Source organism: Bacillus cereus group sp. N8, from assembly GCF_016483685.1.
Lineage (GTDB): Bacteria > Bacillota > Bacilli > Bacillales > Bacillaceae_G > Bacillus_A > Bacillus_A proteolyticus.
In genome coordinates this window covers 135,084-154,104 of sequence record NZ_JAEHBK010000003.1, presented here as the reverse complement: position 1 = coordinate 154,104, position 19,021 = coordinate 135,084, and the positions used below count along the sequence as shown (strand labels likewise).

The following is a 19,021-nucleotide window of genomic DNA, read 5'->3' as shown; positions in this document are numbered from 1 at the left end:
GAAATGATGGAACAAACATTTGAGATGAATTGTCTAATATAGGTAATAACTATTTAGTTTGAAAGAAAGGGTGGAGAAAATGAAAAAGAATACATTATTAAAATTAGGGGTATGTGTTAGTTTACTAGGAACAACTCAATTTGTTAGCACAATTTCTTCTGTGAAAGCGGAACAAAAGCTAGAGAAAAAAGTAATAAAAAATGAGACAGGAACCATTTCAATTTCTCAGTTAAACAAAAATGTATGGGTTCATACTGAGTTAGGTTATTTTAACGGAGAAGCAGTTCCTTCGAATGGTCTAGTTCTTAATACTTCTAAAGGATTAGTACTTGTCGATTCTTCTTGGGATGATAAGTTAACGAAGGAACTAATAGAGATGGTAGAAAAGAAATTTCAGAAGCGAGTAACGGATGTCATTATTACACATGCGCACTCTGATCGAATTGGCGGAATTAAAACGTTGAAAGAAAGAGGAATTAAAGCGCATAGTACAGCATTAACTGCGGAACTAGCAAAGAAAAATGGATATGAAGATCCACTTGGAGACTTACAAACAATTACGAATTTGAAGTTTGGAAATATGAAAGTAGAAACGTTCTATCCAGGGAAAGGACATACAGAAGATAATATTGTCGTATGGTTACCGCAATACAACATTTTAGCTGGAGGCTGTTTAGTGAAATCTGCGGGGGCAAAAGATTTAGGGAATGTTGCTGATGCATATGTAAATGAATGGTCGATATCGATTGAGAATGTGTTGAAGCGATATGGAAATATGAACTTGGTAGTGCCTGGTCATGGAGAAGTAGGGGACAGAGGATTACTTTTACATACATTGGATTTGTTGAAATAAGAAACTGTTGGAATATAAAAGCGAGGGGAAACAATTTCCTCCTCGCTTTCTTCTAGCTATATTTAAATGCGAAGCTATTAATTACGCCTATATACGTTACTGAGATTTTAATTCCAAGTATACAAATACCAGTACCGTCATAATTGCTATAACAACGTAAGTAACATCAAGCATTATAAGTGTTTTTAATGATTCAGTCATTCTAGTTCACCCCTGTTATAAAAATATAACATGATCTTTTTATCAATCAGATAAGAGATCATAAAGATAAAATGTACATGAAATTTCTTAAGTAGTTTCTATATAAATATATCATATAAATAATGTAAACAATGTAAAGATAGTGTAAATGTATTGTAAAGAAAGAGGGTGCTCATAATGTGTATAAATCTTTTAATTTGTAAATACTATGTATCTCTCGTGTGCCGAGTAGAAAAAAGTTATAACATGTGAAAAATAGATTTATTTTGATAAATCAATCACGATGGTAGCTGTTACTACATTTTCCTCTAAGACTTCTACCTGTACTTGTTCATCGTTTCTCCAATTGATATTGAAGTTCTCTGTCGTATACATGTCCTTAAGAGTGACTTCTTTATATTTTTTTAAAATGCTACCTCTTTTCCCATAATAGATTCTTACAGTTGAACTGGGACTTGGTCCTTTTGATTTTATTGTTTCCCTAAACTCGATAATATTTATTAGATTTGGAGATTCACTTTTTTGAAAGGTAAAGGAACTGACCACTTTTTGTACTTTCTTAAAAACAGAACTACTGGATTTATCTGATACATTAAATTCCACAACTTCAGGTACTGTTTCTTTTCCGCGTAGCGTTATTGTTGCTTCATAATCGTTTTTCCAATCTATTGAAACGTTTGAAGAATCGAGACGTTCCCCGTCATTTGCAATATTTGTGTCCAAATGTTCCGACCAACCGTATTTAATTCTGACGGGAGAGGAACCAAGAGAAGAGTCAGAATCTATTTTAACTACTTTAATCGTATTTATATTATTCGGAGAATGACTTTTTTCTAGTGTAACGTCCTGTAAATACAATATGTAAGAAAAACAGCCTACTAATAAAATAATTGGAATTAAAATACGTATGGCAGTAACGGGACGGCCTCGTGTCTCTTTTTTCTTAGTACTTTTCATATTTTGTTCAAGGTCTTTTTCAATGCTCGTTGAAACTTTTACTTTGGCCGGGCGAATAGACCACCAAATGAAAGCTATAAGTAGTAAGAAAAGAGGTATTCCTTGAATAAAGAGAAATCCTTTCCAAAAATCAAGTCTAGTACTATATGGAGAATCTGTTGCCATCACCCCTATAAAAAGTGCCACTGGACTTGTAAGTATATTTATCCCTAAACCGATCATTACGAATGAAAGATTTTTATTCCTAATTTTTCGTGACCCAGCCATAATAAACAGAAATATTGCAATACCGAGTATAAGAAACAGTATTCCATAATAAAACACCATATATACCATATTATCCCTCCATAACTTTAATTGTACCATCAGCAAGGAAAATTTTGTGAAATATTAGATGGATATGATATTTGTGTTCCTTAAAAGTGCGTCGATACATTATGCAAATAAATGATTATGCGAAAGCATTAATATTAGAAGATGATAAAAATATTATGTCAACAATGTGAACTGTCACAAATCTTTATATATTATTGTGATTGATATCACATCCCTTTTCATCAATGGGTATTATGCTTAGGTTGTAAGGAATGCTTGGGAGAGGGTGGGATGATAATGTTTTGTTATCAATGTGAACAAACGCCAACAGGCGGATGTAAAGTAATAGGTGTTTGCGGTAAAAATGAAACAATTGCAAGTTTACAAGATACGATTGTGTTTGGATTAAAAGGAATTGCGGCTTATCGTACTCATGCTGCTCAGCTAGGATATACAGATGCATTTGTAGATGCTACAACGCAAGAAGCGTTATATATGACGTTAACAAATTCCAACTTTAATGAGCAAGAACATATTGATATGGCTATGAAAGTCGGGAAATCAGCTTTACGAGTGATGGAGTTATTAGATGAGGCACATACGAATCAATTTGGTGTTCCAGAGCCGGTTCAAATTACACAAAATCGTGTAGAAGGTAAGGCAATTGTAGTTACTGGTCATAATTTATTTGCGTTAGAAGAATTATTAAAGCAAACAGAAGGAAAAGAAATTAATATTTATACGCATTCTGAAATGTTACCAGCACACGGATATCCGCAGCTGAAAAAATATAAACATTTAAAAGGGAACATTGGTAAGGCATGGTATGATCAAAGACGTCTTTTCGAAAAATTTACTGGTGCCATTTTAGCTACAACGAACTGTGTTATGCCAATTAAAGGATCATATTTTGATCGATTCTTTTCATATGATATTGCAGGTTTAGAGGGCGTACAAAAAATTGAAAATGATGATTTTGCACCATTGATTCAAAAAGCGTTAGAACTTCCAGAAGTACATATGGAGTCGGATGAACAGTTAATAACAGGGTTTCATCATAATACAGTATTATCATTATATAGGATTAAATACCCTTATTTCAAGCGGTTTGTATACTTTTTCAAAACCGCTTGCCCACAATTTGCCCACGTTATTTCAAAAATTCATCGTATTGATTTACTGCGGTTACTTCCATCGATTGTGTTACATGAAGATAAACATCTGCTGTCATGTTGATGGTGGAGTGCCCCAGACGTTCAGAAACATATTTTATATTCGCTCCACTTTGTAGCAAATGTACAGCATGAGTATGCCTGAATCCATGCAATTTAATAAATTCGAATCTACCCTTTATGCATGTTTCTTTTAAAAAAACTAACGCTGTAGCTCGCAACATACAAGAGTTATCTTCGTTGGTAAATACAAAGTTATAATCCTTGTAATATTTTCCATTTATTGAAGTGTTCTTAGCTTGTTCTATTTTCACCTGCTTTAAAAGTGCTAAAGTAGAATCATCTAGAGTAAGTATTCTGATACTACTTTTATTTTTAGGTGGTCCGAATTTAATAGGCTGGTTTCTTTGAGTGGTAATTAATGTTTTGTTGATAAAGACCTGTTTTTTATCAAGTTCTATATCATCCCATTGTAAAGCCAGGCATTCTCCAATTCGTAGACCAGTCCTCGACAAAAACATAAACAGAGAATAGTATTTAAAAGTAGCTTGTTCATTCAAAACATAATTCAAGAATGATTTTAATTCATCTATGTCATAACATTTAATTTCTGATCGTTTGTCGATTACTTGATGTTCTTTAATACTAATTTTGTTTGTAGGATTTTTAGTGAGAATTTCAAGTTCATAAACTGCTATTTCTAATGCATTGTGCATTGTAGCGTTAATCTGTGCTACGGTTTTCTTACTACGTGTCTTTAGAAGGTCATTTATAAATTTTTGATATTTAACACGAGTTAAATCTTTTAATTTCACATCACCAAATGCAGGTAATATGAACAATCGAATATTTTTTTCGTAATTTGTATATGTTCGTTCAGAGATATTTCCTTTTTTATAAGTATCTAACCATTCATACATATAGTCATAAAATGTTATATTATGACTGTTTACGTCCACTCCGTTTGCTAATTTTTCTTCTACTTTAGCAGCAGCTAATTGAGCTTCTTTTTTTGTTTTAAATCCACCTTTAGAGGTTTCTTTGTATTTGCCCATTTCTTTGTATCTAATCCTATATTCCCATTTGTCTTTACGTTTTCTAAAACTAGCCATCGTAGTCACTCCATTCTATTTTTAAAGAATGTTTGTTTTTTAGGTGTAAAAATATATAGCGGATTTCAAATGAATCTTTCCATTTGCTTAGGTATCCCGTAATGCTGTAATAATTCTTGTTTGGTTTGTATGCAGTAATCATGGTGACTTCCATCTATAAGAAATCTTGTCGCAAAATAATTTGCTTCGGCTTCTATACGAATTTCAGAACAAAGCGATACCGTAGATAATTTAGGTGTATTTTCATTTGGATGAAAGATAGCATGCCCTAATTCGTGAAAACAGGTAAATACTTGATCTTGATATGAAAGTCGTTCGTTTATATGAATAAAAGGGATACGAGATATTTTGTGATAGTATCCAAAAATATCTCCTAAGTCTTCTGTGATGATAATAATTCCTTTTTCTTCGGCAATAAGGTATGGATCTCTGGTATTATATCGACTAAGTAGTTCGTCTGTTTTTAAATTGATTTGCTGTTTTGAGACCAACAAGATCCACTCCAATCACTCTTCGTTTCTGTATTTTTTAGGTGTAAATTTCTTTTTAGCCATTTGCTTTCCTAATCTAAGAGAATTTTCTAATGAGACAATCAATAATTGTCTAGTTTCCTCTGACATAGGTTCAGAGTCTTTAGAGAAAGCAAGAGCATCCGATTTACTCATATCTTCTATTAATTCTTCTAATTTCTTTTGTATATCTTTTTCGTCCTTTTCTGTAAGTTCCCAATACTCTTTGTTAGTTCTACCTAATAAGTAGTCAACACTTACGTTGAAATAATCTGCTACTAGTTGAAGTTTATCGATAGCAGGTTTTTGCGTTTTCCACTTATAAAGTGAATTTTCTCCCATGTTTAGCTCCTTCGCTAAATCAGATAGTGATATTCCTTTCTTGTTCGCAAGCTCTTTAATTATGTTGAATGTAGACATATTAACCACCCTTATCAAACCTACGAACACCTTTTCTATCCAATTGGATAGAAAAGTATTGACTTTTATCCGGTTGGATATTAAACTATGTTCATAAGCTAATTATTTAGCCGCGAAACCATTAAAAATTAAGCCTGTATAGCACGTCCCTCAACGTTTAAAGGCAATTTAATTCGGTTTATTTAGCTATGCTCTAATTTTATCTAATTGGATAGAAATAGTCAATAGAAAGCTAAAAAATTAGCTAAATGTATAGAAGGAGGTGTGGGTATGGATAAAGCATTTGGAAAGAAAGTGAAAATATGGCTATTTGTTAATGAAATGAAACAAGGAGAATTAGCAAAGATACTTAACGTTTCTGGTCCATATCTCTCTGATATTTTACACGGTAAAAGAGAAGGGAAAAAAGTAAGAGAAAAAATAAATCGAATGTTGGAAAGCGAGGGAATTTGTAAATGACAGCAACTGTGCAAGTTGTGATTGATGAAACTTACTTACAAAAAGAAGTATCTCGTCAGGTTAATGAAAGATTGGCGGATATGGGTGTTGGTACTTGGTGGGATATGAAAAGACTTCAATATGAAACAAGTCGAAGTTATGACTGGTTAATGGAATATGTCGTTTGTGATCCTCGTGTACAAAAATTTGCAAAACAAAAAAATAATCGCTGGTTGTTTAAGGCGAGAGAAATGAAAGAATTTCTTTCTAAATTTTTCGATGAGCTGTAAGGAGTGAATAAAAATGAAGAACGGTAAAAATCCAACAAAGAAGGAAAAGAATCATATTAAGTCATACAATCTTAATCCTGATAATTGGTTAATTTTTAAAAAAGTTAGTAACGAATTACATTTGTTACATCGCAATATGAATAAAACTAAGGTTATTCCAAGTTTATAGCCAGGAGGAAATTAAAATGGACCAATTAGCTGTAGTAAACGAAACGTCAGTACATAGTGAATTAGTATTTGAAAGTAATGGGGAAATTGTGACGGATAGTTTGATGATTGCAGAAGTATTTAACAAGAGGCATTCAGATGTATTACGTGACATTGAAATACAATTCGAAAAAATGAAAGCTGCCGGAGAAGAAGTTTGGGGGTTACGCAACTTTGCGCAGACCCAATATCAACATCATCAAAATAAACAATGGTATACAAAATACAATTTAACGGAAGAGGCATTTGCTATTGTCGCTATGAGCTATGTAACGCCAGAAGCAATGAAAATGAAAATTAAGTTTATTGAAGAGTTTAAACGAATGAAACAACATATACAAGATCAGCAACAACTTCCTAAAGACCCAATAGGTATTTTGAAACTCACATTCCAAGCGTTAGAAGGACAAAAACAAGAAATACAAGATATTAAATCAGATGTGAAAAACTTGCGTGAGAATGCACCGTTGTATGCCATTGAGTGTGATGAAATATCAAAGGCTGTAAGAAAGTTAGGGGTTCTTCTATTAGGTGGTAAGGATTCTAATTCATATCGGGATATTAGCCTTAGAAGAAAATTATATAGCGATATTTATAGTCAACTACATAGGGAGTTCGGTGTGAATAGCTATAAGGCTATTAAACGTCATCATTTAGATAGAGCTATTCAAATCATTAATGAAGAATATTCAATTCCAATTGTTTTAGATGAAGAAATTACAGCTACAAATGCACAGATAAATATGGCGGAAGTTCAATAGGAGGAAAAGAAAATGAGAGAAACTAAATATTTTGTACTTCACAACAGGGGATATGGTCTAAACGCTTACGAGTGTGAATCAAAAACTGAAGCAACTCGTAAGATTAAGAGGTTAATTGAAGATGGTGAACCAACATCATCTATCATACTTACACAACAGGTTCCCCTAAAAACACAGATTCACTATGTAACAGTTGAAATTGATGATAAATAATACGCTGAATTTATTTAGAAGGGAAGTGATTTTGTGGAAGATTCAACATCGTTAGCTGTATTCGGAGTGTTAATCGCATGTAGTTTATGGTTGTTTTACATTACTTACGAACCAATAAAACAATGGGCTTGGAGTGATGTAGAACAAAAGGAAAAGACCCACTGCAATGGGTCCCTTTAGAAAAACTCTTATTATTAGTATATCACGAGAATAGAGGAAATAGTACGTGCAGATAAACTTAGCTACTTATCAAGTACTGTTACCTCAGAAGTTTTGGGAACAAGCAAACAATGAAGAAGAATTAAGTCAGATGATTGAAAAATACTTCAGTGTTGGATATCCGCGTTATGAAATTCAGCGCATTATCAAAAATGGACAAGCATATGTGGCGGTTTGTACGAGGAGGTAAATAAATGGCAACATTTCGAGTTAATAAAAGTAAAAACTACACAACCATTAATAATACAGGTCTTCGTGATGAACGTTTAAGTTGGAAAGCGAAAGGAATACTGGCTTACATTTTATCATTACCAGATGATTGGGTGTTTTATATGGAGGAAATATCCACTCATGCGAAAGATGGAATCGATAGTTTAAGGGTAGGGATGAAAGAACTGAAAAAATTCGGTTATGTTAGACGATTTCCTGTAAAAAACGAAAAGGGAAAGATAACAAATTGGGAGACAATCATATATGAGGTTCCACAAGTGGAAAATCCACAAATGGAAAACCCACAAGTGGAAGTTCCACAAGTGGAAAATCCAACACTACTAAGTACTAAAGAACTAAGTACTAATAAACAAAATACTAATATACAAAGTAGTAGTAGCATCTTCTCTTTCTACGAAAATAATTTTGGAATTTTAAATTCATTCATTGCTGAAAGTATTTCGCAATGGGTAAGCGATACAAGCGAAGAACTTGTACAAGCAGCTATGGAACGTGCTTTGAAACAGCAGAAGAAATGGAATTATGCTGAGGGCATTTTAAAACAATGGGTTAATAAAAACATTCGTACTTTAGCCGATGTTAATGCAGCAGAAATAGAGTTTAAAAGCAAAGGAAATAAAGGGGCGAATAAAAATGGCAACACCAATGAAAAAGCTGGCAGAATCCCTGGAATCGAAGGTGACTTACCATTCTGATCAATGTATGAATCACTCTTATGAAATAGGGGGACGGAAAATCATTAAGCCAGTTCAAATGATTGAATACAAAGGACAAATTGTTTGTCCTAGATGTGTAGTTGAACAAAACAACAAAGTTTTAGAAGAACAGGCTAATGCTCACTATAAAAAAATTAATCGTTTGCAGAAATTTAACATGCTGGAAAAGGCTAGTGTTATTACAAATAAGAGAATTCCTCTTTCAAGATTGGCTGATTACAGAATTGGTTGTAATGAAACGAGTAGTCACAAGAAAGCTATAGAAGAAACCTTGGAAGATTTAAAGAACGGAGAAATTAGAAAAGTTGTATTTACAGGAAACCAAGGGACGGCAAAAAGTTTCCTAGCATACAGTATGCTTCATGAATTAAATCAATATTTCTGGGATATCAGTCAAGAAGAAGAAAATTATCATCTTATGAAAAGTTGTTTGTACGTTGAATTAGAAGCAATAACAAGGATGATTATGGATTCTTTCGATGATAAGAACAGCAAATATACTCTTCAATATTTTGTTCAATTAATTGGACAAGCTGATTTTGTTGTATTAGATGATCTGGGTGCGGAAAGTGGATCAACGGATTCAAGTAGACAGGCATCTGATTTCATTCAACGTCTTTTATATGCAGTATCAAACTCTAGACAAGGAATGAGTACATTTACCACAACAAACTTTACTGGAAAACAACTTTTTAATAAATATGATGCTAAAACAGTTAGTCGTTTATTAGGAGATTCAAAGGTGTTGAAGTTTACGACAGCAGATCAAAGACTTGCAAATTTAGGTTTCTAATAAGGAGGAATAAACATGTGTGTATTATGCCGGAATACAGGAATTATTCGTAAAGAAACTTATCCAGGTGTAATTGAAACGAACGATTGTAATTGTGAAGTAGCAAAGCAACAGCAAGAAGAAAATGATAAGCGTTGGGAAGCGTGGTTAGTAAAATTTGAATCAATGAAGCAATCATTAAAACAGAAACAGCAAAAAGCTAGCTAACAAGAAAAAGGGGGATTTCAGTCGTATGAAGCCTACGAAAATTGAAATCGATGTTACTGATAATAAAATTTATGTGGTCAAAAATGGTAAGGTTACTCCGCTGAACCCTCCAGCCACAGGATTCGGAGAACAAATAATTACCTGGCAAGGTGGAAAAGTTGATCGTGTATCAACTACAAGCACAGAAAAAATCAAATAACTGGGGGTGCGATTATGAAGCAATTAACAATTGATGATGTTATAGGTAGTTTCAACTATAACGCGATAAGTACCAGTGAAAAGTTTTTGAATCCAAGCTATGAAGTACATTTCTACGATAAAGAGGAACGGCAAAAGATGGATTGCTTTGATGCTAAGACTGAAACTGAAGCTTGGAATGCAGCGATAGAAGAGCATGGAAAAGGTATTCAGAAGATTAGGATAAGTTGTTCGAATCGTACCAGATCTGAATTTTTGGCACTAGATTAGGAGGGGTAAATGATGACTTTCAATCGTTGGCTAACTGATGAGGAATATAAGCAGGCTGAATCAAATGGTATTAGCAGAAGAGTTCTCTACATGAGGATGTACAGATATCGTGTTGATGTGAAGTAAGACCAAATTTGAATTTTGTACAAAAGTGGGGGGGAGAAACATGAAAGCATATCATGTGCAGCGTAGCGATGGTGAACATCAAGAAGTTGTGTTTGCAGAAACGACTGGTAAAGCAAAGATGAAAAGTGAAGCTTATGGATGGTGTGAATATACAGAAGTTAGAGCAAATAGAGTTAAAGAATTCGATCAGTATTCCGATTTGGGTTATGTGCCAAAAGAAGCAATGTTAAAAAGCGGTTGGTGGTTTGTATGTGAGAAGTGCTCAACTACGTGTACTGTGGAAGATGCTGTAGTTATAGATGAAAAGGTATTTTGTGAGAAATGTAGACAATCTTAATAAAAGCGTTATTTTAACAACAAAAAGCCCTAGCAGGGGAGCTAGGGCAGGGGACGGGGTATTAAGAATTATTGATTCTATAAATAACGAATGACATCTTCGAATGAATTTAGTGTAACACACAAACTTGTATACATCTGTTACAAAATCATGAACAAAGGGGAATGGGAAATGAATAAGGACATTCAATTTTTAAAGGACCTTCAGGCAATTATGAAACATGAGGGTGAACATGATTATGATTCGCAAGCCGCACCGCGTTTTTGGGTAATTAAGGATTATCGAATTGTTCCGGGGCATGAGGATTATGACAGTGGACATGAGGAACATTTCTTTAATGATGGTGATCACGTTACATTCTCTAATTTTAGTAATTTAAAAGAGTACTTAGAAGAATATTTCGAAGATGAAATTGAGGAGGATGAAGACTTACAAGAACTTATAAACAATGAGAATGAGAGCTTTTATGATTTGTGGGAGTATGTAGAAGGAAATCTAAATGATTCGGGTTATTTTAATAAAGTTTTTGTTAAGGAAGAGGATTTCATTGTTCCTAACACTATGTTTCTAACAAAAGAAGAAGCCAAGCGTCACCTTGAATCGAATCGCCATCACTACACTTCAAAAGCTCACACGTATGCTATGACGGCTTGGAGAGCACCGAAAGTGGAACGATTGATAAAAATATTAGAAACATTTGATTGGGGTTCAATTAGTACAAAATAGTTATTGTATGACAAATAAATAAAAGAATCCGTTAGTAATAAACGGATTCTTTCCACAAGGTGTGCAAGAAATTCAAGGAAACTGGACCAGAGCAACCTGTGGAATTCCTTGTGATAATAATGTATGCGAAGGAATCAAAAAAATACATGAGAATAATACAAAATCCTTATTTAAACATAAAAAGAGCGCTGTTAAAAGCGCTCTTTGACCAAGACTCATATCGAAAAGGTGACTACGATAACATCATATGTATGCTTTTAGTGTACGTGCAAGTTTAAGCAAAATCTTTATTTGAATAGAGAAAAGAAAAAAGACAACAACCGGAGGCTTGTTGTCTCAAAAAAAGTGGAATGGCACTAAAATATTAGTTTAAGTCATAACAGGTTATTTAAAGTATATGAATTGCGTATAAAAATATACATCTTTCAAACAAAATCGTTATTTGGGTAGAAAGGGAGAGAATCAATTGACTGAATATGAGTTTGAACGCGGTTACTGTGAGCGTTCTGGAATAACGATTCATGAGTATCATATCGAATACAATCTTAGAACATTACCGTGTAATTGTGGAGATAGCTCTTGCGAAGGTTGGGGCGCTGTTATAAATACACCGTACTTTGTGAAACTTCACAATGATCTTTATAACAACAAAGTTAAATTAGTTTAATACAAAAACGCTATTTTATTAGAAAAGGAGAGCTAAATTGTGAACTTAAAGGAGTACGTCGTTTATAAAGGTGAATCATTCGTTTGTCTCGGGACCATAAAGGAATGCGCTCAACATATGGGCGTACTTCCTGAAACGGTTCGTTATTATACAACGCCAGCTTATCAGAGGAAGTTAGCAAAGCGGAAGAAGGCTAGGAATTACTTAACAGTTGCGGTCCTTGAGGAAGATTAGTATAAAAATTTCAGTTTGTAGAATAGATGAAACTAAAAAAGAGCACTTACTTACGGTGCTCTCAAATAAGAAAGGTAGAATGCTATGAATGGAAAGCTTCCATACAATAACACATCTTTGGCACAACAAAGCAGCTAGCTCAATAAACTAACTACTTGTTGTACAAAGGAAATTAGGCCTTACAAGTAATGATGTGTAACCTTAAGTTACAGTTGTAGTGTAAACAAGATTGGAAAGGTTATACGGAAGTGAACTTAATAAAAACTTCATTTTGTAGAATAAGGGAAACTAAAAAAGAGCACTTGCTTACGGTGCTCTTTAGAGAAAAAGTGAAATGTTGAAAAGTAGATTAGGGTTTCTTGCTTCGAAATAATATATGACCATTTCATCGTAATGTGACAATGAATCGCTAATGCTAACTACTTGTTGAAAAAAGAATCCCCTCTAGATTATTGAATGCCAGAGCTTTAAGAAATAATTAATTTAACTTTTCAATTACAATCGAAGCATTTATATTTGTTTGTGTTCCACCTGCTAAAGTCTGCAAAGTAACTGCAGCAGCGGAAGTATGATTGTTAAGGGTAAGAATATCACCTGCGGCTAAAGTGAGGATTGTTTGCCCGTTGTTTGGTTGAGTTCCTGCACCTGATCCATAAACTGCGTTGGTAACTGGAGCACTATTTAAAAAGAGCGTAAATTGATTAGACTGAACTCCTGATACAGAAAAAGAAATTTTATAATCTCCTGCATTAATAACCATGATCTGAGAAGTTCCAGGAGTATGAGTAAAACCAGGTGTCATTAAACCGTTTGAATTGAAAAGAATAGGTGCTTCTAAGGCAACAACTTGAGCTGCTGTATTATAAATATAAGCATATTGAGATAAGCCAGATACTGTAAGTCCGGTCGCTCCGGTAGGCCCGGTAGGTCCTGGAGGTCCACCTGATGGTCCGGTCGCTCCGGTAGGCCCGGTAGGTCCCAGAGGTCCACCTGATGGTCCGGTCGCTCCGGCAGGTCCGGTAGGCCCGGTAGGTCCCGGAGGTCCACCTGATGGTCCGGTCGCTCCGGCAAGTCCGGTAGGCCCGGTAGGTCCTGGAGGTCCACCTGATGGTCCGGTCGCTCCGGTAGGCCCGGTAGATCCCAGAGGTCCACCTGATGGTCCGGTCGCTCCAGCAGGCCCGGTAGGCCCGGTAGGTCCCGGAGGTCCACCTGATGGTCCGGTTGCTCCAGCAGGTCCGGTAGGCCCAGTTGGCCCTATTTGAGGTAAAGGAAAGGCACATGGAAAGGGTATGTGACAATTCTTTTTAAATTTACTCATTTTTACACCTCTCTTATAAATTAACTAACTAATTTTTTAACAACTTATGAGTAAACAGACACACAGGTGTAAGTAAAGAGCCTATAAAGATCACACAAAAGGTTTTAAGAGCAAGCCTCTATTTCACATTCGATACTAAAAAGCACCATATAAAAGTGCTCTTCGGACCAAAACTCTTAATGTAAAAGAGTACGTGATACCATATGTGATTTTTTCATGAGGCGTGAAGGATTTGAACAAAAACGCTATTTGATATGTAAAAGTTAGAGCACTTTGGAAAGTGCTCTGTAAAGGCTATTTATTTTAAAAAGAGAGGGTAGAAGATATCATATGAGGCTATTTTTAATTGAGTGTGTATCTTTTGCACAAAAATTGCATTGTGTAGAAATGAGGAAACTAAAAAAGAGCACCATGTACAAGTGCTCTTTAAGATAGGAGGTAACTCTATGAGCTGGGTCTAGGTTAGAAGTATATGGTGTGAAAAAGAAATAAGAACAAAATTTTATAATCAGACTAATAAAAAAGAGCAGCTAGCTAATTAAGCTAACTGCTTAGCCCCAGGGAAGGGAGAGGAGCGATTTGTTAGGTCTAAGGTTGAAATAAGGGTTTTAGATATTAAGACCTAAATATAGTATGGATTTCAATTTAAAAGTTATGCATATAAACTGTATTCGTGCAAAAAATGGTTAACAAACAAAGCAGCTAGCTAATTAAGCTAACTGCAATGTTCTTAGTACTGTCTTTAAAGGATATGTGATTCGGCACAATTTCATGGGAAAACTATTATGGCTGTTAGCCTACCTATAGTATCTACAATTTGTGGGAATTAATTCTTGAATTTTATAATAAAGGACCAATGAAAATAAGATGGCAGACAGTTGGTAAGTGAACGGCCTGCCAAATGAATGAACAAATGTGATTTGGAAAGATTGAGCTACATCTGTAATAGCTCATGAGTAGTATAGTTAGAAACTTAAAAGTTTATTCATCGGGTAAAGTGAATTAAAAAACTTCATATTGCACAACAAAGTAGCTAGCACAATTAGCTAACTACTTGTTGTACAAAAGGAAATTAGGCCCTACAAGTAAATGATATGTAACTTTTAGTTACAGCTATAGTATAAGCAGCATTAAAAATATTATGTGGGAGTGAAAATGAGTTTAATAAAAATTTCATTTTGTAAAGTTCAAGTGCATCCAACAGGAGAATAACCAAAGGATGCATTTGAACAGTAAATTTGTTATTAGAAATTTTGGTCATGTATACACATAACTAATGTTTAGTATGGGTTAAAATATAACAAAGTATGCAAAAGAGCAGCTAGCAAAAGCTAACTGCTCCCTACAAGGAGATACAGAGAAAACTACTTTAAATGAGTTCTGGCTAACAGCCTATCTACAGTATTGACGGAATATTGAGTTTTATCCAGGGGGTAGATGTATTTAATGAAAGAATATAGCCCACCACATTGCGAATAATGCAATCCAACCAATGCTAAGTAATATGTATTTCAAAATTTTCATAATTAATCCTTTTAGATATAGATTGCTCAATGAAGATGGATTTTATAAATTTTTTACAAAATAATCCTTTTCTAATAAGAAAGTTACTAAAATATGAGAAAATGATATAATAATATCAATTACACATTTAGTCCTACTGGAAGAACCAGCGGACATCAAACTATAAAGAGCATTAGTGATATTGCTCTATAGTTTGGTGTCCGCTTTTTGGTTTTTTTAACAAAATAGATAAGGGGTGTTTATAAATATGATGCAATTAACTTTCTTACCTAAAATTGACCGAAAAGCAACACAGGTTCGTTTAGAAGAGATTTTAGAAAACGTTCGTATTTACAGACAATTTGGGATGATTAGAAACGAGATGAAGGTCACAGCCTCTGGTGAGGTAAGGTATCATGGTCCAACAAACATAATAGGAAAGCCAGCTGAAGATGTTGCTTTAGCAAATGTTGCTATGAGTGAAAGAGAAGTGAAATTACAACGTTTATCTTTTCAAATTGATAAGGCATTAAGTCGTTTTAGCAAAATCCAAAGGGACATTATTGTAAAACGATATTTGGAGGATGAAGAAGTTTTTGATTACATGGTTTATAACGAGATTGGTATGAGTGAACGTACATATAGAAGAAATAAATCTAATGCTTTTTATAAACTAGCTTTTGCTCTTAGATTAGAAATATATGAGACGGAAGAACAGAATGGAGGGGATAACCTATGAACTTTGTTCAACCTATCCGTGATCCAGAGCAAATACAACAGATTAAAGAATATCTGAAAGAAAACAGCGAACGTAATTTTATTTTGTTTGTAATGGGAATTAACACAGGTTTACGTATTAGTGACATTCTCAAATTGAAGATAGGTGATTTGAAAGGCAGCCATATTTCAATGAGAGAAAAAAAGACAGGGAAACAAAAACGTATTCAGTTAACTCCAGCGTTAAAAAGAGAATTACGTTGGTACATTGAAGAACGAGATGACAGTGAATATGTAATTAAAAGTCGTGAAGGTACTAATAGACCAATTGGACGTAGCATGGCTTATAAGATACTCAGAAGCACAGCAGCAGAGTTTGGCTTAAAGGAGATAGGGACTCATACATTAAGAAAGACATTCGGATATCATATGTACACGCAAACAAAGAATATTGCTTTGCTAATGGAGATATTCAATCATTCAAGCGAAAAAGTGACACTTAGATATATCGGTGTAAACCAAGATGCAATGGATAAGGCTATGACTAGATTTAAAATATAGCAAAATCCTTTTTATTTTTTTGATTTTTATAATTACCCATTTTTTATGCGTTGTGTAACTCAAAAGGAAAAGTCTTATGAAGCTATGAATATCAAGGGCTTCAGCGACAAGGGCAGTTACACAAAATATAAGATATGGGTAAGTGAAGAAAAGGCATAAAAAAGAAGCGTAGTTCGTCAAATGGACGTAACGCAAAAATAAAAAATCGCCTCATTAAAGGCGATTCATAATTTATTCATTTTGCATTCTTTTGATAAATAAATATCTTTTAAAATTAAATGCAATGTTCTACATTAACGTGTTTCTGGATCTTTGTCTTTTTTTCTAAGACCAAATAATCCTAATAGTCCCAATAAACCAAGCCAAGTCCAATTATTATTTTTATCACGATTATCATTTAAATCATTTGTCGTATTTACATTTCGAGTTCTCACATCATTATTAACTCTATTCATGTTATTGTCATTAACTCGAGTTGTAATATTAGTATTGTTAACTCTATCCGTATTATATCCATCATATTCAGCATGGACGCTTGTACCAAAAACCATAATAGTTAGTAATAGGGCACCTAAAATAGATGAAAGTTTTTTCTTCATGGTTTTCCCTCCTTTCGTATTTAGTAATTTATCCAGTTCCTTTAGACAATATTCGGTTGAAAATATATAAAGCCATTTGAATTGAAATTACGATAAACATCTTTAATTTTTATTATTAAAAGTACTTATAATAATGGATTAAGTTAATTGAAATGTATTTATTCTTTATAAGAATAAATTTTTGGTAACGGTGCATTCTATGAGAGGTAATTACTATATTTGGGTAAGGTGTTCCTTATGAGTTATAAGAACTTATTTTCTTTAATCCAGAACATGGTTGGGAAAATTTTTTCTATAGTAAGTATTGTTGCTAAAAGTCTAATTTCTTTAAGGAGGAATATTTTTATGGGTATTTTAAGTGGAAATCCACAAAATGAACCAATGCACTACGGAGAAGTCTTTGGGATTTGGAGTTACCTTGCAGCGGCACAAGGTGCAATTGCTGGATATCAAGTTCTTATTAACCACACAGGAGACGAGGATTTAAAGAAATTTTTAGAAAACCTTGTAGAGAATGATATCCAATCAGAAGTTGAAGAATTAAAAAATATATTAAAATTGAATGGTGTTGCATTACCTCCAGCACCTCCAGAAAGACCAGTTGCATCTATTGAAACGATTCCTCCTGGAGCCCGTATTAATGATGCAGAAATTGCTGCAAAAGTTTCTATGGATCTTGCTGCTGGGTTAGTAGCATGTAGTCAAGCTATGGGACAATCTCTTCGAGAAGATGTCGGAATGATGTTTGGCCAATTTCATATGAAAAAAGCACAAGCTGGGGCTATATTACTTCGTCTGAATAAGAAAAAAGGTTGGATTATTCCGCCTCCATTACATGTTCTACAATCAGATCAAGCATAATACCTAAATAAAAATTCAATTTATTCTTTATGGCTGTTGCAGTAAGGTTGTCTAGGAAAATAAAGGTTATTAGCTAATTAAAATAAGTGGCAGAGTCGTGACCGCTTTTTGGCAGTAAATGTGCCGGTTGTTTTGCAATTACCGTGTTATATTTGTATTGTGAGTAATGGCGGAAAACGTTATTTACCAAGATTCCTTTATAAAATTCTAAACGGCTTTATAATTGCGGCACATAAAATCCGAAACCAGCAGATGGCACTGATTGAATGATACCGTTAATGAGGAGAGCTTTTGCTCTTCTTCCAGTTACTTAATAATGTTCAAGGTACAGGTGAATATGGAAACATTAGGTGCTTGGAATAAGAATAAAACTTCATTTACCGTGTTTAAATTAATAAAGAATAATTAATAATTTAGCATCCATTTGGATGCTTTTTATTATGCGAAAATTATAGGGTGGTAATGAGGTGTATTATTGGCTGAGCTTTTTCGGTGGGTTCATACTTTGCTTAATGATTATGATTCAATTCATAAAAGCAAAGGAAGCTAAAGAATTAAATTAGTAAATGAAGGAGTGACCAGAAATGATTATAGAAATTAGAAAGACTGTATCTGGTACTGAGTATTGGGATACAAAAGAAAAGCGAAGTCTATTTGTTCCTACAGGTGAAGAACCAGGATTCGAAATAACTGTAAATCCTGAGAGTATGATTATGGGTGGGGACTTAGCAAACGGTCCAGATACAACGGTAGTGAGCACAGCATCCTTGGATGATATGACAGTTAAACAGTTACGTGAGTATGCTGATGAGTTAAGCATCGATATTCCTTCTGATGTTAAAAAGAAAGAAGACATCATTGAATTACTATCATGAAATACTGTGACTTTAACGGCTGCCATAACAAGATAAACAAAGGGCGTTACTGTGAAGAGCATAAGCGTAATAAACCAAGGAAGAAAGACAAGAAGAACATCTACCATCATGATAACAAACCATTCTATCGTACTGATGCATGGAAGTATGTTAGGTCAAAGGTATATGAAAGAGAGAAAGGATATTGTCAGCGATGTGGAAGGTTCGTCTTTGGTAGGAGTGCTCATGTTCATCACGTAATACCAATTAAAGAAGATGAAACACTTAAATTAGAAGAGAATAACCTGAGATTACTTTGTCCAGTTTGCCATACAATCGAAGAGAACGAAGACAAAAAGAGAACAGTTTTTCCAAGTTATTTCGGAAGCCCCCCTATCAAAAAATAAAATTTGTCCTCTGGGAAGGATAGGTAGCA

The 19,021-nt window shown here is 34.1% G+C and carries 27 protein-coding genes and 1 pseudogene; 22 read left to right on the top strand and 6 right to left on the bottom strand.

Translation table 11 applies throughout. The features are described 5' to 3' along the window. Window positions 1–79 precede the first annotated feature (79 nt). Window positions 80–853 carry a BcII family subclass B1 metallo-beta-lactamase gene (gene bla2, locus JDS80_RS07180; RefSeq protein ID WP_199637732.1) on the top strand — a complete coding sequence of 258 codons (774 nt, stop codon included), beginning with the start codon at window positions 80–82 and terminating at the stop codon, window positions 851–853. Window positions 854–1,315: 462 nt separating this feature from the next. Here bla2 and JDS80_RS07175 read toward each other — a convergent pair whose 3' ends face one another. Beyond that, window positions 1,316–2,347, bottom strand: a complete 1,032-nt coding sequence (locus JDS80_RS07175) for a hypothetical protein (RefSeq protein ID WP_199637730.1) — start codon at window positions 2,345–2,347, stop codon at window positions 1,316–1,318. Window positions 2,348–2,623: 276 nt separating this feature from the next. On the opposite strand from JDS80_RS07175, the pseudogene JDS80_RS07170 reads away from it, so the two are divergent. Beyond that, window positions 2,624–3,403 (top strand): annotated as a pseudogene (locus JDS80_RS07170) (anaerobic carbon-monoxide dehydrogenase catalytic subunit); the annotation flags it as partial. A gap of 73 nt (window positions 3,404–3,476) precedes the next feature. Here the strand turns inward: JDS80_RS07170 and JDS80_RS07165 are convergent. The 3 genes from JDS80_RS07165 to JDS80_RS07155 all read right to left on the bottom strand — a co-directional run bounded on the left by JDS80_RS07165 (window position 3,477) and on the right by JDS80_RS07155 (window position 5,539). Then, window positions 3,477–4,610 carry a site-specific integrase gene (locus tag JDS80_RS07165; RefSeq protein WP_199637728.1) on the bottom strand — a complete coding sequence of 378 codons (1,134 nt, stop codon included), beginning with the start codon at window positions 4,608–4,610 and terminating at the stop codon, window positions 3,477–3,479. 65 nt (window positions 4,611–4,675) lie between these two features. Continuing rightward, window positions 4,676–5,101 carry an ImmA/IrrE family metallo-endopeptidase gene (locus tag JDS80_RS07160; protein ID WP_199637726.1) on the bottom strand — a complete coding sequence of 142 codons (426 nt, stop codon included), beginning with the start codon at window positions 5,099–5,101 and terminating at the stop codon, window positions 4,676–4,678. A 15-nt stretch (window positions 5,102–5,116) separates the two neighbouring features. After that, window positions 5,117–5,539: a helix-turn-helix domain-containing protein gene (locus JDS80_RS07155; RefSeq protein ID WP_097807556.1), complete on the bottom strand. Its 423-nt coding sequence runs from the start codon at window positions 5,537–5,539 to the stop codon at window positions 5,117–5,119. Window positions 5,540–5,809: 270 nt separating this feature from the next. On the opposite strand from JDS80_RS07155, the gene JDS80_RS07150 reads away from it, so the two are divergent. From JDS80_RS07150 to JDS80_RS07080, 15 genes are all read left to right on the top strand, one after another. After that, window positions 5,810–5,998: a helix-turn-helix domain-containing protein gene (locus JDS80_RS07150; protein ID WP_097807555.1), complete on the top strand. Its 189-nt coding sequence runs from the start codon at window positions 5,810–5,812 to the stop codon at window positions 5,996–5,998. Next, window positions 5,995–6,267, top strand: coding sequence for a DUF771 domain-containing protein (locus JDS80_RS07145; RefSeq protein WP_097807554.1), 273 nt, complete (start codon window positions 5,995–5,997; stop codon window positions 6,265–6,267). The genes JDS80_RS07150 and JDS80_RS07145 overlap by 4 nt, the downstream gene beginning before the upstream one ends. 13 nt (window positions 6,268–6,280) lie before the next feature. After that, a complete protein-coding gene (locus JDS80_RS07140; protein WP_199637718.1) occupies window positions 6,281–6,436 on the top strand; it encodes a DUF6906 family protein in 156 nt (51 codons plus the stop codon). 16 nt (window positions 6,437–6,452) lie between these two features. Then, window positions 6,453–7,235: an ORF6C domain-containing protein gene (locus JDS80_RS07135; RefSeq protein ID WP_199637716.1), complete on the top strand. Its 783-nt coding sequence runs from the start codon at window positions 6,453–6,455 to the stop codon at window positions 7,233–7,235. A 12-nt stretch (window positions 7,236–7,247) separates the two neighbouring features. Further along, on the top strand, window positions 7,248–7,448 hold the full coding sequence (locus JDS80_RS07130; protein ID WP_097807552.1) for a hypothetical protein: 201 nt from the start codon (window positions 7,248–7,250) through the stop codon (window positions 7,446–7,448). 33 nt (window positions 7,449–7,481) lie between these two features. Beyond that, window positions 7,482–7,628: a hypothetical protein gene (locus tag JDS80_RS07125; RefSeq protein WP_199637714.1), complete on the top strand. Its 147-nt coding sequence runs from the start codon at window positions 7,482–7,484 to the stop codon at window positions 7,626–7,628. Window positions 7,629–7,674: 46 nt separating this feature from the next. Next, window positions 7,675–7,857, top strand: coding sequence for a hypothetical protein (locus JDS80_RS07120; RefSeq protein WP_199637983.1), 183 nt, complete (start codon window positions 7,675–7,677; stop codon window positions 7,855–7,857). A 4-nt stretch (window positions 7,858–7,861) separates the two neighbouring features. After that, the gene (locus JDS80_RS07115) at window positions 7,862–8,593 is read left to right on the top strand and encodes a DnaD domain-containing protein (protein WP_199637712.1); all 732 of its coding nucleotides are present in this window, start codon (window positions 7,862–7,864) and stop codon (window positions 8,591–8,593) included. Beyond that, on the top strand, window positions 8,532–9,407 hold the full coding sequence (locus tag JDS80_RS07110; RefSeq protein WP_199637710.1) for an ATP-binding protein: 876 nt from the start codon (window positions 8,532–8,534) through the stop codon (window positions 9,405–9,407). Before JDS80_RS07115 ends, JDS80_RS07110 begins: the two co-directional genes overlap by 62 nt. A 15-nt stretch (window positions 9,408–9,422) precedes the next feature. Then, window positions 9,423–9,614, top strand: coding sequence for a hypothetical protein (locus JDS80_RS07105; protein ID WP_199637708.1), 192 nt, complete (start codon window positions 9,423–9,425; stop codon window positions 9,612–9,614). A 25-nt stretch (window positions 9,615–9,639) separates the two neighbouring features. Beyond that, on the top strand, window positions 9,640–9,813 hold the full coding sequence (locus JDS80_RS07100) for a DUF3954 domain-containing protein (protein ID WP_199637706.1): 174 nt from the start codon (window positions 9,640–9,642) through the stop codon (window positions 9,811–9,813). Window positions 9,814–9,827: 14 nt separating this feature from the next. Beyond that, window positions 9,828–10,082 carry a hypothetical protein gene (locus JDS80_RS07095; protein WP_199637704.1) on the top strand — a complete coding sequence of 85 codons (255 nt, stop codon included), beginning with the start codon at window positions 9,828–9,830 and terminating at the stop codon, window positions 10,080–10,082. A gap of 166 nt (window positions 10,083–10,248) precedes the next feature. Next, entirely contained in the window at window positions 10,249–10,545 is a 297-nt protein-coding gene (locus JDS80_RS07090; protein WP_199637702.1) for a hypothetical protein, read from the top strand. Between the two features lie 171 nt (window positions 10,546–10,716). Next, on the top strand, window positions 10,717–11,271 hold the full coding sequence (locus JDS80_RS07085; RefSeq protein ID WP_199637700.1) for a hypothetical protein: 555 nt from the start codon (window positions 10,717–10,719) through the stop codon (window positions 11,269–11,271). A 706-nt stretch (window positions 11,272–11,977) separates the two neighbouring features. Beyond that, window positions 11,978–12,172 (top strand): hypothetical protein, encoded by a 195-nt coding sequence (locus JDS80_RS07080; protein ID WP_199637698.1) that lies wholly within the window; start codon window positions 11,978–11,980, stop codon window positions 12,170–12,172. Between the two features lie 478 nt (window positions 12,173–12,650). Here the strand turns inward: JDS80_RS07080 and JDS80_RS07075 are convergent, their stop codons facing one another. Then, window positions 12,651–13,490, bottom strand: a complete 840-nt coding sequence (locus tag JDS80_RS07075) for a BclA C-terminal domain-containing protein (RefSeq protein ID WP_199637696.1) — start codon at window positions 13,488–13,490, stop codon at window positions 12,651–12,653. 1,771 nt (window positions 13,491–15,261) lie between these two features. Here JDS80_RS07075 and JDS80_RS07070 point away from each other — a divergent pair. Then, window positions 15,262–15,732 carry an ArpU family phage packaging/lysis transcriptional regulator gene (locus JDS80_RS07070; protein ID WP_199637694.1) on the top strand — a complete coding sequence of 157 codons (471 nt, stop codon included), beginning with the start codon at window positions 15,262–15,264 and terminating at the stop codon, window positions 15,730–15,732. Next, window positions 15,729–16,271 (top strand): site-specific integrase, encoded by a 543-nt coding sequence (locus tag JDS80_RS07065; RefSeq protein ID WP_199637692.1) that lies wholly within the window; start codon window positions 15,729–15,731, stop codon window positions 16,269–16,271. The genes JDS80_RS07070 and JDS80_RS07065 overlap by 4 nt, the downstream gene beginning before the upstream one ends. Before the next feature lie 293 nt (window positions 16,272–16,564). Here the strand turns inward: JDS80_RS07065 and JDS80_RS07060 are convergent, their stop codons facing one another. Beyond that, entirely contained in the window at window positions 16,565–16,870 is a 306-nt protein-coding gene (locus JDS80_RS07060) for a WGxxGxxG family protein (RefSeq protein WP_199637690.1), read from the bottom strand. Window positions 16,871–17,215: 345 nt separating this feature from the next. Here JDS80_RS07060 and JDS80_RS07055 point away from each other — a divergent pair, with 345 nt between their 5' ends. The 3 genes from JDS80_RS07055 (at window position 17,216) to JDS80_RS07045 (ending at window position 18,992) form a co-directional block, all read left to right on the top strand. Then, entirely contained in the window at window positions 17,216–17,731 is a 516-nt protein-coding gene (locus tag JDS80_RS07055) for a DUF3231 family protein (RefSeq protein ID WP_000512143.1), read from the top strand. Window positions 17,732–18,315: 584 nt separating this feature from the next. Continuing rightward, window positions 18,316–18,606, top strand: a complete 291-nt coding sequence (locus JDS80_RS07050) for a Rho termination factor N-terminal domain-containing protein (protein ID WP_199637688.1) — start codon at window positions 18,316–18,318, stop codon at window positions 18,604–18,606. After that, window positions 18,603–18,992 (top strand): HNH endonuclease, encoded by a 390-nt coding sequence (locus JDS80_RS07045; protein WP_199637686.1) that lies wholly within the window; start codon window positions 18,603–18,605, stop codon window positions 18,990–18,992. Before JDS80_RS07050 ends, JDS80_RS07045 begins: the two co-directional genes overlap by 4 nt. The last annotated feature ends 29 nt before the right edge of the window (window positions 18,993–19,021 follow it).

Coding starts and splice junctions, on each gene's coding strand:
- JDS80_RS07065 (WP_199637692.1), top strand. CDS start 15,729: ATGAACTTTGTTCAACCTATCCGTGATCCAGAGCAAATACAACAGATT.
- JDS80_RS07085 (WP_199637700.1), top strand. CDS start 10,717: ATGAATAAGGACATTCAATTTTTAAAGGACCTTCAGGCAATTATGAAA.
- JDS80_RS07095 (WP_199637704.1), top strand. CDS start 9,828: ATGAAGCAATTAACAATTGATGATGTTATAGGTAGTTTCAACTATAAC.
- JDS80_RS07075 (WP_199637696.1), bottom strand. CDS start 13,490: ATGAGTAAATTTAAAAAGAATTGTCACATACCCTTTCCATGTGCCTTT.
- JDS80_RS07060 (WP_199637690.1), bottom strand. CDS start 16,870: ATGAAGAAAAAACTTTCATCTATTTTAGGTGCCCTATTACTAACTATT.
- JDS80_RS07055 (WP_000512143.1), top strand. CDS start 17,216: ATGGGTATTTTAAGTGGAAATCCACAAAATGAACCAATGCACTACGGA.
- JDS80_RS07070 (WP_199637694.1), top strand. CDS start 15,262: ATGATGCAATTAACTTTCTTACCTAAAATTGACCGAAAAGCAACACAG.
- JDS80_RS07045 (WP_199637686.1), top strand. CDS start 18,603: ATGAAATACTGTGACTTTAACGGCTGCCATAACAAGATAAACAAAGGG.
- JDS80_RS07115 (WP_199637712.1), top strand. CDS start 7,862: ATGGCAACATTTCGAGTTAATAAAAGTAAAAACTACACAACCATTAAT.
- JDS80_RS07150 (WP_097807555.1), top strand. CDS start 5,810: ATGGATAAAGCATTTGGAAAGAAAGTGAAAATATGGCTATTTGTTAAT.
- bla2 (WP_199637732.1), top strand. CDS start 80: ATGAAAAAGAATACATTATTAAAATTAGGGGTATGTGTTAGTTTACTA.
- JDS80_RS07155 (WP_097807556.1), bottom strand. CDS start 5,539: ATGTCTACATTCAACATAATTAAAGAGCTTGCGAACAAGAAAGGAATA.
- JDS80_RS07050 (WP_199637688.1), top strand. CDS start 18,316: ATGATTATAGAAATTAGAAAGACTGTATCTGGTACTGAGTATTGGGAT.
- JDS80_RS07110 (WP_199637710.1), top strand. CDS start 8,532: ATGGCAACACCAATGAAAAAGCTGGCAGAATCCCTGGAATCGAAGGTG.
- JDS80_RS07135 (WP_199637716.1), top strand. CDS start 6,453: ATGGACCAATTAGCTGTAGTAAACGAAACGTCAGTACATAGTGAATTA.
- JDS80_RS07145 (WP_097807554.1), top strand. CDS start 5,995: ATGACAGCAACTGTGCAAGTTGTGATTGATGAAACTTACTTACAAAAA.
- JDS80_RS07175 (WP_199637730.1), bottom strand. CDS start 2,347: ATGGTATATATGGTGTTTTATTATGGAATACTGTTTCTTATACTCGGT.
- JDS80_RS07130 (WP_097807552.1), top strand. CDS start 7,248: ATGAGAGAAACTAAATATTTTGTACTTCACAACAGGGGATATGGTCTA.
- JDS80_RS07165 (WP_199637728.1), bottom strand. CDS start 4,610: ATGGCTAGTTTTAGAAAACGTAAAGACAAATGGGAATATAGGATTAGA.
- JDS80_RS07140 (WP_199637718.1), top strand. CDS start 6,281: ATGAAGAACGGTAAAAATCCAACAAAGAAGGAAAAGAATCATATTAAG.
- JDS80_RS07105 (WP_199637708.1), top strand. CDS start 9,423: ATGTGTGTATTATGCCGGAATACAGGAATTATTCGTAAAGAAACTTAT.
- JDS80_RS07090 (WP_199637702.1), top strand. CDS start 10,249: ATGAAAGCATATCATGTGCAGCGTAGCGATGGTGAACATCAAGAAGTT.
- JDS80_RS07100 (WP_199637706.1), top strand. CDS start 9,640: ATGAAGCCTACGAAAATTGAAATCGATGTTACTGATAATAAAATTTAT.